Annotated in this window: 10 protein-coding genes; 5 read left to right on the top strand and 5 right to left on the bottom strand. The window is 51.8% G+C overall.

What is annotated here, in order from left to right; genetic code table 11:
• Positions 1 to 207: 207 nt before the first annotated feature.
• Positions 208 to 573 (bottom strand): thiol-disulfide oxidoreductase DCC family protein, encoded by a 366-nt coding sequence (locus ACTNE6_RS05530; protein ID WP_442498902.1) that lies wholly within the window; start codon positions 571 to 573, stop codon positions 208 to 210.
• A 165-nt stretch (positions 574 to 738) separates the two neighbouring features.
• On the opposite strand from ACTNE6_RS05530, the gene ACTNE6_RS05525 reads away from it, so the two are divergent.
• The 3 genes from ACTNE6_RS05525 (at position 739) to ACTNE6_RS05515 (ending at position 3,862) form a co-directional block, all read left to right on the top strand.
• Positions 739 to 912, top strand: coding sequence for a hypothetical protein (locus ACTNE6_RS05525; RefSeq protein WP_194971409.1), 174 nt, complete (start codon positions 739 to 741; stop codon positions 910 to 912).
• A 119-nt stretch (positions 913 to 1,031) separates the two neighbouring features.
• Positions 1,032 to 2,723, top strand: coding sequence for an ABC transporter ATP-binding protein/permease (locus tag ACTNE6_RS05520; protein ID WP_442498901.1), 1,692 nt, complete (start codon positions 1,032 to 1,034; stop codon positions 2,721 to 2,723).
• Between the two features lie 17 nt (positions 2,724 to 2,740).
• Positions 2,741 to 3,862: a glycoside hydrolase family 5 protein gene (locus ACTNE6_RS05515; protein ID WP_442498900.1), complete on the top strand. Its 1,122-nt coding sequence runs from the start codon at positions 2,741 to 2,743 to the stop codon at positions 3,860 to 3,862.
• 70 nt (positions 3,863 to 3,932) lie between these two features.
• Here the strand turns inward: ACTNE6_RS05515 and ACTNE6_RS05510 are convergent, their stop codons facing one another.
• Together ACTNE6_RS05510 and ACTNE6_RS05505 are read right to left on the bottom strand one after the other, a co-directional pair.
• Positions 3,933 to 4,853, bottom strand: coding sequence for a glycerophosphodiester phosphodiesterase (locus ACTNE6_RS05510; RefSeq protein WP_442498899.1), 921 nt, complete (start codon positions 4,851 to 4,853; stop codon positions 3,933 to 3,935).
• 45 nt (positions 4,854 to 4,898) lie between these two features.
• Complete coding sequence (locus ACTNE6_RS05505; RefSeq protein ID WP_442498898.1) at positions 4,899 to 7,823, bottom strand: UvrD-helicase domain-containing protein; 2,925 nt, start codon at positions 7,821 to 7,823, stop codon at positions 4,899 to 4,901.
• A 413-nt stretch (positions 7,824 to 8,236) separates the two neighbouring features.
• Between ACTNE6_RS05505 and ACTNE6_RS05500 the strand changes: the two genes are divergently transcribed.
• Entirely contained in the window at positions 8,237 to 9,475 is a 1,239-nt protein-coding gene (locus ACTNE6_RS05500; RefSeq protein ID WP_442498897.1) for an aminotransferase class I/II-fold pyridoxal phosphate-dependent enzyme, read from the top strand.
• A 77-nt stretch (positions 9,476 to 9,552) separates the two neighbouring features.
• Here the strand turns inward: ACTNE6_RS05500 and ACTNE6_RS05495 are convergent, their stop codons facing one another.
• Both ACTNE6_RS05495 and ACTNE6_RS05490 read right to left on the bottom strand, forming a co-directional pair.
• The gene (locus ACTNE6_RS05495; protein WP_442498896.1) at positions 9,553 to 9,741 is read right to left on the bottom strand and encodes a DUF6726 family protein; all 189 of its coding nucleotides are present in this window, start codon (positions 9,739 to 9,741) and stop codon (positions 9,553 to 9,555) included.
• Positions 9,742 to 10,100: 359 nt separating this feature from the next.
• Entirely contained in the window at positions 10,101 to 10,322 is a 222-nt protein-coding gene (locus tag ACTNE6_RS05490) for a hypothetical protein (protein ID WP_434482991.1), read from the bottom strand.
• Between the two features lie 374 nt (positions 10,323 to 10,696).
• On the opposite strand from ACTNE6_RS05490, the gene ACTNE6_RS05485 reads away from it, so the two are divergent.
• Positions 10,697 to 12,010: a hypothetical protein gene (locus ACTNE6_RS05485; protein WP_442498895.1), complete on the top strand. Its 1,314-nt coding sequence runs from the start codon at positions 10,697 to 10,699 to the stop codon at positions 12,008 to 12,010.
• Positions 12,011 to 12,752: the final 742 nt, after the last annotated feature.

Here is a 12,752-nt window from a genome sequence, read left to right as displayed (position 1 = left end):
ATTATTAAAAGTGAAGAGCTGGTTTAATTAAAGTGTCGCTGACGCGACGGTTTGATTTAATCGGGTTCCCGTGCTGGACGGGGCTTGTTGCCCGTCCAAAAAATTCAGCATGGGTTAAGTGGAGATTCTAAGCTCAGACATTGCAAAAACATTAAGACGGGGTTGCAAACCCCGTCCTGCTTGAGGCAAAGCAAAATTACTCCCCTCTCATAGCACTCCTCTTTTCCTCAACCGCCGGCTCACCTGGCGATGATAAATCCTGGCCAGCAACGGCCGAATCAACGGCAAGCCGATCAGCCAAGCTATGGGTTTCAGTACCGGCACTCGCTTCATCAGCAGAATATAGGCGTCCAGTTCCGACACGACCCGCCCCTGCTCATCGCTGACATGCAACTCCGTCAAAGCCTTGCCGGGATCGATGCCCAGCTCGCGAAGCCGATTCTCCTGTCCTGTGATGTCAAACCAGCAGACCTGCTCTCCCGCCTTGCCTGCGAATTTTTCATAATGCTGCCTGTCGCGAATGCACTTAGGACAAGCGCCGTCGTAATAAACCGTAATCTTGTCTTTATCCATAACCACCCCAACAAAACTCACGCCAAACCGGCGTCCTAACCGAATCCCAAAATGCAAATCAAGCACGGGGCCGTCAAACGCCTGACCTTGTTTATTGGCTTGACCATCTCTATGAGGATTGATTTAATGGGGAATTCCTTCAAATTAATAATTTTTTAGATACTGATGAATAGTTACGAACAGTCCAAAAAGGCCCGCTATATCGCTTCAGTGGTATATGTATCGATCATGGCGTTTATCCTCGGAGGAACTTATATTTCCCAACAGGAAAAGGAAAAAGCCAAACAGGCATCCACACACGAAGCATCCTCTGCGGTTGCTGACACACAGGCTGAATAGAATTCCGCGTTGCGTCGATTTCGTTAAAACTCATCGAATTCGCATGATTCAGGCATAAAACTTACAAAATCAAGCCTGAGCTTTATGTAATATTTTCACCCCAACGCGGAGAATCACCCATGGGATCCAGCGATTTTTTTATCCAATTCATACGCTTGGCCGGCGCTTACTGGCATTCGGAAGACAAGGCAACCATTCGCAAACTGACCTTGGCCTTGATTGCGCTGACCATCGTGCAGATGTTTATTGCTGTCATCATCACGGAGTGGAGCGCCGCATTATTCGATGCGCTGGAGCAGCGCTCGATGTCAGGATTTTTCAGACAGATCGGGCTGCTCGTATTGATTTTTGCCGCTAGCATGGCGGCCACAGGCCTGCATTTAACGGTCAAGCGCCGTCTGCAGATCGGCTGGCGAGCCTGGCTGACCGATCATGTGACCAATCGCTGGATGAACAAAGGCCGTCATTATCAAATCACCCACTTACAGACCACCGGGCACGATAACCCGGACAGCCGCATCGCGGAAGATATCCGTATTGCCACTGAAGACGGCATTGCCCTGTTTCACTCGTTGTTTTACAGCCTGCTGATACTGATCAGTTTTATTGAAATTCTCTGGACACTTTCAGGCGTTGTCACGCTTGATCTGGGCTTTATTGAAATGCCCATCTATGGGCATCTGGTCTGGGTAGCGCTAATTTATGCAGCCGGCGCGTCGGCTTTGGGCTGGTTGATCGGCCAACCTTTAAGCCAAACGACCAATATCCGGCAAACCATGGAAGCCAATTACCGTTTTAGTCTCGTGAAAGCGCGCGAAAGCTCCCTGGCAATTGCTCTGATTCATGGCGAAACTCACGAGAAAAAACATTTTCAGAAACTTTTCCAGGATATTATTGACGCTTATAACCAACAAACCCGCGCCTGGACGCATATTCTGCTTTTTACTTCCGGCTACTCAGTGTTGTCTACAGCCGTCCCTGTTCTGGTGTCGGCGCCGCGCTATATTTGGGGAACCATCACATTGGGCGCGCTGATGCAGTCGGCCCAGTCATTCCAGCACGTGGCTTCCGCCCTATCCTGGCCGGTCGATAACATGGCCTTAGTCGCCCAATGGCGGGCTTCGGTTGAGCGTGTATTGAGCCTGATCCAGGCATTGGACGATCTGGAAGACGAGATCGTGCGTCCTGATCCGCACCGCATTGTACTGGTAAAAACGGATAAGCCGACCCTGCGTTTCGACAATCTGTGCATCAGTCGGCTCGACGGCATTGTCTGTGCATCGCAACTCAATGACGAGATCAAAACTGGCGAACGGGTTCTTATTACCGGTAATATCTTTACCGGTTCCAAATTGCTCAAGGCCATAGCGGGCCTATGGCCATGGGGCGAAGGCCGTATTGAACTGCCCGATGATGAATATATGTTTTTCATGCCGCCGCGGCCTTACCTGCCGACCGGCACGCTGCGCGAAGCCATTTGTTATCCGTCCTCCTGCGACGACTTCAGTCCTTCCGTGCTCAAAGAGACGCTTGAGCTTGTAGGTCTGCCGGAATTAATCGAGCAGCTTGACCAGATCGATGATTGGGAAAAAGTGCTGCCGCGCGAACAGCAGCAGCGTTTGGGCGTGGTCCGCGTGCTGCTGCAGAAACCCAAATGGATTTTGTCGGAAACCGCGTTCGATTCGCTGGACCCCGAGGGAGAAACCGAAATGATGCGATTGATCAGTCAGATGCTGCCCGATGCCGCCATGCTGACAATCAGCAATGAGCCCAAGGCTGAGATGTTTCATCAGCGCCGGATTGTGCTGTAATCACGGCAGGGCGATAAATGAAACCGGTATTTGACAATAAATGCGGCAAGAAGCTGCGCGGCGTCAATCTCGGCGGCTGGCTGCTGTTGGAAAAATGGATGACGCCGAGCCTCTTTGAGGGTCTGCAAGCCGTGGACGAGACCTCCTTTTGCGTGGAACTCGGCCCGCGCGCCGAATCAGTGCTGAAAAGGCATTGGGATACGTTTATCACGCGCGAGGATTTCGTCTGGCTGGCCCGGATTGGCATCAATGCGGTCCGGATTCCGGTCGGCCATTGGATCATCGGCCCTGATTATCCTTACCACCGCGCCTATGGCTCGGTTTCGTATCCGTATGTTCAGGGCGGCCTGGAAATTCTCGACAGCGCTTTCGACTGGGCCGAGGAGTGCGGACTGTTGATCGTGCTCGATCTGCATGCCGCGCCCGGCTGCCAGAACGGTTTTGATAACGGCGGCATCCAAAGCGTCTGCGAGTGGCATACCAAGCCGGAGTATATCGACTATTCGTTGCAGGTACTGGAGCGCCTAGCCGAGCGCTACCGCAGCCGCCCCGCCCTGCACGCCATCGAGGTATTGAACGAGCCGCGCTGGGACATCGATACGGCGCTGTTAAAGCGATACACAACCGATGGCTACCGCCGGATACGCCGGTATTGCCAGGCCCGCGATGTCGCCGTGGTCTTCCATGACGGCTTCCGCTCGTATGCGGAATATGCGGGCTTTCTTCAGGAGCCCGAGTTCAACAATGTCGTATTCGATATTCACCGCTACCAGTGTTTTGTCCCTGCCGATGTCAACACGGACATTTATGGGCATATAAAAAAGGCCGCCATTGACTGGAAAAATGAAGCCGACGACATCATCGGCCATCTCGGCCTGCCGACTTATGTCGGCGAATGGAGTCTAGGACTGGATTTAAAAATGGTCTCGCTCTGGGCGGACGGGCCTTTCGATCATAACTTGACAGACATGGACGAGTTCCAGCTGGCCGTTGCTTATCGCGGCTATGCCGCAGCCCAGCTGGCCACTTTCGAGAAATACTTGGGCTGGTTCTTCTGGAGCTACAAGACCGAAACCATGCCGGGCTGGTGTTTTCGGGAATGCGTGAATCGGGGCTGGCTGCCCGACCGCTTTGCCTGACTGCCGGCAATAGAACCGACTGTTAAGGCGACTGCCAACAGTAGGCGCCTTAGGAGAAGTTGTCCCCACATTATTCCTGCAATACATCACGAACCCGGTTAGGGAAATCCGAAATCACGCCGGTCACGCCAGCCGCGATCAGCTGTCGCATCTCGTCCTTGTCATTGCAGGTCCAGACATTGACGGCGCGGCTAGATGCCAGCACATCGGTAATGCCGCACGGATCGAGCTTTCGGGCTAATGAATTAAGGCCCACCGAATCAGCGCCTGGATGATAGGCATCGGCATCGAGCAGCGCCAGATAGGCGTCCGGTTTTGCCAGCCTATCCCCAGTCAAAACACCCGTCGCTATAGCTTTTGAGAGCCGGCGCACGCTGACCAGCTGTTCGTGATCAAACGATGAAATCAAAACGCGGTTTTCCATGGCCAGTGACTCAACGAGCCCCACAGCCGTTTCGGCCATGTCCGGATACATGCGCGGCAATGCCTTAAGCTCGATATTGACCATCAGATCTTTACACAACGCCAGTTCCAGAGCCTCCCGTAATGTAGGCAGCCTGATCTCGCCGGATGCATAAAAGGCAAGATCCTGCGCGCTGACAAATTGCTCGATCTCTTCTTCAGTCAAGCCTTGCAGAAACCACTGCCGCCGGGAGGCCGGCAATGACAACTGTTCAACGTACCAGCTGCCGGCATCCAGTTGCCGTAATTCATCATAAGTAAAATCGGAAATCGCATAACTGCCACGGCCCGGAAATATCACGCCGGCATCGGTGCAGCGTGTGAGCTGTTCGTCGTGATGCACAATCAATTCGCCATCTTTCGACAGATGGACATCCAGCTCGAACATCAGGCAACCGAAGCCCTTCGCCTTCTCGAACGCGGCCAGTGTATTCTCGGGCGCAAATGCGCGCGCGCCGCGATGGGCGATATTCAGTACGCCGGCCGGGCGCCTGCCTCCCGTCCGTAGCGGATTCAGTTCAAATGCCATGTTTATCCTCTCTGTTGTTAACTGAATTATCCGGCCGGAATGGCATCAAGTGATGTAATCCTGGTCCGGCAACCCGACTTTTGTACCAGAGTTTACCGCCTGCTCGGTATGATTGCAGGAGAATCCGGCATGCGGCCGGTAATTGGCGCATCCCCAGAATTGGCCGTATTTGCCTTTGCGCAGGACCATGCTGCCGCCGCATTTCGGGCAGACCGGTTCTTCAACCTCACAGTCCCTGTTTTTGCAAACCCTGGAGCGTCCCTTCGTAATCAAGGCACTGCCGCACTTCGGACAGCCTTTTTGCGTATGGCTGCAGAGCGGATATTGATTGCAGCCGTAAAAAATGCCGTACTGGCTTTTTCTGGCAATCATATAACCGGTTTGACAGCGATCGCAGGGCGTATCGGCTAATTGCTTTTGGAAACCGTGCCCCTGAAACTCATCGGCCAGAATGGCGTATCGGTCGTCGACCAGCTCGCGGACGAAACTCGACGCCTTGTTGCCGTCGGTGATCAGATAAATATGATGCCTGGCCCGCGTCAGGGCGACATAAAACAGCCGTCTTTCCTCGGCGTATTGATAGTCTTCCGCTTCAGGCAACAGCAATTCCAGCAGCGCATGCGTGGCTTTTTCCGAAGGAAAGCCCTGTTTGCCTTGCTCCAGTCCAAGGACAATCACATAATCGGCCTCCCTGCCCTTAGACGCATGAACCGTCATAAATTGCAGGTTTAACTGCGGATACTGGCGCTTCAGGCCGGACAGCTCGGGCTGCCTGAAATGGAACCGGGCCAAAATCAGCACGCTGGCGCCTTCAGGCTGTTTTTGCGAGATACGGGCCAGCGCCGCATTGAGGCCGACTGATTCGGTACTGGTTTTGATCAGTGAAACAGCCGGCCCGTCGACCTGACGGTGGCTTTTGATCTGTTTTTTGATCTGGGCGGGATTCTGGCAGACAAAACGGGACGCAACCTCGCCTATTTTGTTATTGAAGCGAAAAGTCTTGTCGAGCACGCTCGTGGCTGTAAAGCCGAAGTGTTTTTCAAAGTCCCTCGTGATCGATACATCGCTGCCGGTAAAGCGATAAATGGACTGCCAGTCGTCGCCGACGCAAAACAGGCTGTTATCGGCATGCTGTGCCAGCAGCGCCTTGACCAGCCGGGCCCGGCTCGCCGAAATATCCTGAAACTCATCGACCAGCACATGCCGGTAAGGCGAACGATACCGGCCGGATTCGACATAGCTGATGGCCTTGCCGATCATGTCGTCAAAATCGATGGTGCCATTGTCGTTCAGGTGCTGCTGGTAAGCCTGGTAAACCGGTTCAAACAGCAGCACCGCCGCCAGCATGCGCTCCTTATCCTCATGCTGATGGGCTAGACTGCTCAGGTCTTTTATGGACAGGAAAGCCGCCTTGAACAAGGCCAGCACTTTCGCGATCAGTTCGCTGAATCTGGATATTTCGCCGAATTCGCGTAACCGGCTCAGCAGTTGATCATCCGGCAGCGGCCTGAATCGAACGCCGACGGCCAGCAATTGCGTTCTGAGCGCCTCGGTGAGTATGCCCTGGTGTTTTTGATAGCTGAACGTCTCGATCAGCCGCGTTTTATGCGCCTCATGCAATGCGCGCTTCCAGGCCATGCCTTCAAGGTATTTTTGCCGGTCGATGAAGGATGGGGTTTCGTTCTTTTCATTGACGGCGAAATGCTCGATATAAAGCCCGTATTCAGGCAGGTAAAAATCGGGCTGGTAGGCTCTGAAATCCGGCCCGGCCGTATTGACCTGATAATTGGCTTCATACTCATAAACGATGCCCTGCCGGTACAGAAAATTGGCGATTTCGCATTCCTCATAGCTCTTGACCAGTTCGCCCTGCAGCGTGCGGATTTCGTTCTCCAGGATATAGGCATGATAGGCGCCTTCGGTTTTAAAGGCGAACTGGCTTTTATAGGGATAAATAAAGCGCGTAAAGTAAGTGACCAGCCGGGATTTATAGCGCTGGTCGAGCAGAAACTGTCTGATCCGGTCATCGACAAACCGGGCTCTCAGCGCTTCGTCTTCGGCCATTTTGTCAATAGCCGGCACCGCGCCTTCGACTTCGGTAATGATCTGTTTGCCGAGGCTGTGGAAAGTCTTGACCGTCAATGTGCTGATACCCAGCCTGGCCTGAATGCGCTCCTCCATTTCCCTGGCGGCCTTGTTGGCATAGGCCAGCATCAGAATTTGACCGGGTGCCGCAAGCCCCGATTTTAAAAGATAACCCGCCCGGCCTACCAGGGTGCTGGTCTTGCCGGTGCCGGCGCCCGCCAGCACCAGGTTATGCTGCTCATCGGTCACGCAGGCTTTGCGTTGCCTGTCCGTTAACGGATTGCTTTCAATCCGGTCGAAATAGTCCCGATATGTCCTAAGCTGAGATCGGACGTAACTGTCATTGATTTTAGCAATATGATCGTAGCCCTTTTCCAGGAAGGGCCGGACCAGTTCGATCAGCTGATATTCTTCTCTAGACAGGTAATGTGAAATATCCGAACGGCAAATGCCGTCACGCAAATGCTCATGGTTTTTCAGCCATTGCATGGCAGCAGGTTGCCGAATGTAGCGCTGGCCATGAAATAAAGCCTGCGCTTGCTCACTGGCCTGCCTCAGGTCGGGAATAATGGTCTGATAGAAACCTTTGATGTAGTTTTGGGTCCGCCGGTTTAATTCGACTTGGAGACTGCCTGCCTTTTTCTTTGAAATGCCGCCAAAGCGAATAATCTGACCGTCTTCCAGATGAATTGCCAAGGCATCCCAAAAATAGCCTCGCTCAATTGCTATGCCGGGCGCGATCTGCAGGAACGGGATTGTATGGATCTCATTGCCCGATAACACGATGCCCTGCCTGGCGACCGACAATGAACGGTAAGTCAAGGCGTGCGCGGCGAATGTCCTGGCTAAAAAGCCGGTTTGATAAGGTGTGAGGTTATTATCCAAGCTTGATTTAAATATTAAAAAATTCAACTAATTACTATTATTTCATTGGATAGTCCTTATTAACAGTAATAGGTTGTCTTTATTCGATATAACCGGCTTCATTCAAAACACGGTTATTTCCTCAATCCAGAGTGATTGTTAAGTTTGAGTTAAGTTTCATGACTTAACCTTGCATCTGTCACAGTCCTCTTCCGGGCTGCCTATCACACTCCAAAATTTTAGTTCAGCCGAAGTTGACTGTGGCGCAATCTTAACAATCCGTTGATCTCAGGAAAAACCTGATGCTGCAGCAGATCAGCAAAGTTATCTTCATGCCCCTGCCTATGTTTGAAGTTTGTCACAAAAAAGCAAATTTACTATACCCTCAGACCGCAGGATCAGTAAAAATAATGCCCTTCAGTTAGGACTATGTAATGGCTATTAAATCAAGCTGGGTCACCGATTTTGACGAAATAATAACAGCAGGCGCTCATCATGGCCTGGCTCAACATACGACTGAAGACGCGTTTTACAATGGCAGGACTATCTGCCTGAACGGCAGGCATCTGGTCAATTTCGCGCTCTGCAGTTATTTGGGACTGGAACTGGATAAGCGGCTTAGACAAGGCACTATCGATGCCGCTATGCGCTTTGGCACTCAGTTTGCTGTTTCAAGGACCTATCTCTCCGCCACGCCTTATCGGGAACTGGAATCACTGCTGGAGCAACTGTTCGAAGGCCATGTGCTGGTCACGCCCACGACGACACTCGGCCATATAGCCGCCCTCCCCGTCCTCATTCAAAAAGGCGATGCGATCCTTATCGACCAGATGGCGCACAACAGTGTTCAAACGGCTGCGAAACTCGTGCAGGTGCAAGGCGTTCCGGTCGAAATCCTGCCCCACGGCAACCTGGAGTTCCTGGAAGAGCGCATTAGCGCGCTGAGTTCTGAATACAACCATATCTGGTATCTGACAGACGGCATTTACAGCATGTTTGGCGATCTGGCCCCCGTGGGCGCCTTAGGCGCGCTGTTGCAGCGCTACGAGCAACTGCATCTGTACTTTGACGACGCGCATGGCATGAGTTGGACCGGCAAGCATGGCCGGGGTTACGTCCTCGATAAAATGCCCATTCAGGAACGCATGGTAGTCGCCACGTCTTTGTGTAAAGGATTCGCGGCCGGAGGCGGCGTGCTAATCTTTCCATCGGCCCAGATGCATCGCCAGGTTAAAAACTGCGGCGGCCCCATGATTTTCTCGGGCCCTATGCAGCCGCCCATGCTGGGCGCTGCGATTGCTTCGGCCCGCATCCATCTGTCGCCTGAAATTCAACGCCTGCAGAAGGAGATAAAAGATCGCATTTCGCTGTGCAACCTTCTGCTCAAGGAATACAATCTGCCTTTAGCGCCCCCATCGCAATCGCCCATTTTTTACATCAAACTGGGGCATCCTATTGCCGCCGGTTACATGGCCAAACGTCTGCAGGAAGAGGGCTTTTACACGAACCATGCCGTTTATCCGGCCGTCTCGCATCGCAAATCGGGCATCCGATTTACGTTGACAAGACATCTTGCTGCCGAAGATATTCACAGTTTTGTCAAGGCGGTCGCCCGCAATCTTCCGCTGGCGCAGGATAAAGAAACCATAAAGAGGTTGAGTCAGGAGTATTAACCCCGGTTATTAGGGCCAATACTCCTCCTGAAACTTGTGTTGAAATCAGTGCTGTCAAATACTGTTTCAGCTATGAATCAAATTGGAACATCATCAACAACTTCGGCCGCTTCATCGATCCCATCATGCGCAGTGTTGCCCACAACCGGTACGATCGAAACCACGGCGGCGCCTAAACGCATCGGTACCGACACTATTTTAGTCAAAACACAGCCTTGCATAACACTCGCCATGGCCAACAATAATACGATGTTCTTTATACTCATTTTTAGTCTCCAACGATTTATTAATGATAGTTTTCCATTCTTGATTTTCAGCAAAGAAAAATAGTTCAGATTTGAATTCATTTAAATTTTAAGTAGATATGCTTGCGCAAGTCCTGTCAGTACAGCAGTTGTAAGTTGAAGGAAATTTATCAGCTGCGCAGTCTAATGTATTTTTGGCGGTTCTGTTGCAATAATGTTTAGCCTGACGGTTTTGAACGCTATGGAGAGAAATTGACTAGCCAACTTTGGCCAGGTTGCCTTCGAAGCAAAGGCTTCTGCATTTGTTTTAGATTCCTTCCCGAGTGCCTGTCTTTCAGCTTTTTGACAAAAAACAGGATAAAAATATGCCAGCGTTATCATCACCATCGCTCGTCAGCCCATTTTTTTATCCCGGCTTCCGCATCGTCCAGCAGCGCTTCAATGGAATCGTAGCCTCTTTTACCCTGCCAGATAGCTCCGCCCTCGTCAAATGCAAAAACGATGATTTTCATATCAACGATATACTCCAGGCTTAATCCGCCGCCATTGTTAATCAGATCGGTAATATAAGGATATTTATAAGCATTTTTAATATAGCTCATGGCTATCGCTCCTTGTTGCACTGTTTTAGGAATTAACCTGAGACCATTGGCTTGTCATATTTTGCATAGTCGGCTGCCGGTATTTTTTTTGCCGGCCGTCCGCTCCAGTTCTTCAAAACTGGCCGGATAATGATGCTGTGACTGGCTTTTTTGCAACTGGCGCGCTCACCTTTTTTGGAGCGCATCGGCTACGGCTTGACGAAACGCTAACAGTTACACGATGTCGATAGAAGCAGATAACTTGATCATAGCAGCACTCTAGCAGCCACCTCGCTCCCGTTAATTGGGGGCTTTTTTTGCGGCCAACAGATAAGCTTGGCTTAGTGCTGATATGGAATATCAAACAGTAAAGACACCGTAGGAAAGCATCGCCGATGCGCAGTTTTGCCTGCCTGATGATCTTATTTCTTGCACTCGCGACGGCGGTTGCAAATCCGCAAGAAGAGGCCAGAACCATGCCGGATTCCCGTGTACGAGAAGCTATCGAGCTGATGACCGGTTTTGCGGAACGCACAGGGCTGAGCTCCGAGCGCCCTCAGCGGCGCTACCTGTGGACAGACGCCTTCGCGGTTTGCAATTTTCTTGGCCTGTCGCGGGCGACCGGGGAAAAGCGCCACACAGAACAGGCTCTGCGCCTGGTTGATCGCGTGCATCACACGCTGGGACGACACCGTGCTGATGATTCGCGCGCGGGCTGGATCGGCGGATTAAACGAGCGCGCGGGGGAGGAACATCCGACCCGCGGCGGGCTTCGGATCGGCAAAGAGCTTCCCGAGCGCAGTCCCAATCAGTCCTTCGACGAGCGACTGGAATGGGACCGCGACGGCCAGTACTTTCACTATCTGACCAAATGGATGCACGCGCTCGACCAATTGACGCGTTCGACAGGAAATCCGCAGTTTAATGACTGGGCACAGGAACTCGCTGAAGCAGCGCACCATGCTTTCACTTATCTCCCCTCCGCAGGCGGTCCGCGACGGATGTATTGGAAGATGAGCATCGACCTGAAGCGCCCGCTCGTCTCCTCTATGGGCCAACATGATCCGCTGGACGCATATATCACATACATTCAGCTTCAATCCACTGCTGCCGGGCTCCCGCAAGCGGGCGACGGCCCCAGGCTCAACGATGAGATCCGGCAGGCTAAAGCCATGATTGCAGCGGATGATTTAAGAACAACCGATCCGCTCGGGATTGGCTGCCTGCTAATGGACGCCTACCGCCTGGAGCAATTGCTGCGGCAAGGAAGTATGGCGGACCTGCACCTTCTTGAAGCCATGCTCGAGACAGCGCTCAAAGGTTTGCAATATTACGCCGCGAGCGGCGAATTGCAGCTACCGGCGGCGTATCGGCTCGCCTTTCGCGAACTCGGCCTGGCGATCGGGTTGCAAGCAGTGCGCCTGATGGGAGAAGCGGCCAGCCGCGATCCGATTCAGCCGCACACAGCCGATGGCGTGCGCTTACGGCTGCATAAACTCGTGCGCCTGCGGCTGCGTGAGCTGATGGAGTACGTGCCCTTTGGCGAGAGGATCGAGTCTTTCTGGCGCGATCCCGAACACAGGCAGTCCCTGGCCTGGTCCGAGCATCGCGATATCAATGAAGTGATGTTGGCGACCAGTCTGGTGCCCGAGGGGTTCCTTGTCTTGCCGCCGCCCGATTTAAGCAGCCTCGACCGCGGCGGCCGGTAAAAGACAAGACTTGCGCCTTATCGTTTTGCCTCTCCGTCGTTTCTTAAGTGCATGCTGCTCAATATAAAATAAGCCACAATCTAACAATGGCGCCTTCTATGAAGATTAATTCGGTTGTTCTCAGAAACTGAATCCGGTACTCATCTGAACACCATCCTTAGCTTTATGAAAAATCGAAATTGGGATTGACTGAAGAAGTGAAGCTCAACTATCACTGCATATAAACCCGATACTTATGCAATAGCGCTTCTTTATGAATTCTTTGCAATGCTGGATCAGCTTATGAAATCCAGCATAAACTCAGCACTAAGAGAGCACAGAAGCATAACGGCGTAACACTCGAAAAAAGGCCGATTAATTTTTTTTCTTTTGTATTTAGCGATCAGGAAACGGAGCAACACGGAGAATTGACGGTACATAAGCTGGCATTTTTAAACTACTAATCGTCTATTATGTCTGCCAATAATTACATTTTGATGACAGTTGTGAGCCCACAGATAAAAAGTGCAACGGTAATTCCAATAACTTTTCTTGTTTTGTTTATGTCTTGAAGCCTTGATACAAAGGTTCGTAGCTAATCCGACACCCCATGCTGAATCCTAACGGCGCCGGCATGGTTCGTTTTTAAGATCAACCGGGCTCACTATATTTGTCAAAAAATTACATTGTTATCAAACTGTAACAAACTCACTGTAATATATAAATCGAAGGCTTTTGAAGTCGCCATGGATTGACTAAGCAT

Origin of the sequence: Methylobacter sp. sgz302048, assembly GCF_052162025.1 — a bacterium.
Taxonomy (GTDB): Bacteria; Pseudomonadota; Gammaproteobacteria; order Methylococcales; family Methylomonadaceae; genus Methylobacter.
This window is presented reverse-complemented; position numbering and strand designations above follow the sequence as displayed.

Coding starts and splice junctions, on each gene's coding strand:
- ACTNE6_RS05530 (WP_442498902.1), bottom strand. CDS start 573: ATGGATAAAGACAAGATTACGGTTTATTACGACGGCGCTTGTCCTAAG.
- ACTNE6_RS05525 (WP_194971409.1), top strand. CDS start 739: ATGAATAGTTACGAACAGTCCAAAAAGGCCCGCTATATCGCTTCAGTG.
- ACTNE6_RS05520 (WP_442498901.1), top strand. CDS start 1,032: ATGGGATCCAGCGATTTTTTTATCCAATTCATACGCTTGGCCGGCGCT.
- ACTNE6_RS05515 (WP_442498900.1), top strand. CDS start 2,741: ATGAAACCGGTATTTGACAATAAATGCGGCAAGAAGCTGCGCGGCGTC.
- ACTNE6_RS05510 (WP_442498899.1), bottom strand. CDS start 4,853: ATGGCATTTGAACTGAATCCGCTACGGACGGGAGGCAGGCGCCCGGCC.
- ACTNE6_RS05500 (WP_442498897.1), top strand. CDS start 8,237: ATGGCTATTAAATCAAGCTGGGTCACCGATTTTGACGAAATAATAACA.
- ACTNE6_RS05495 (WP_442498896.1), bottom strand. CDS start 9,741: ATGAGTATAAAGAACATCGTATTATTGTTGGCCATGGCGAGTGTTATG.
- ACTNE6_RS05490 (WP_434482991.1), bottom strand. CDS start 10,322: ATGAGCTATATTAAAAATGCTTATAAATATCCTTATATTACCGATCTG.
- ACTNE6_RS05485 (WP_442498895.1), top strand. CDS start 10,697: ATGCGCAGTTTTGCCTGCCTGATGATCTTATTTCTTGCACTCGCGACG.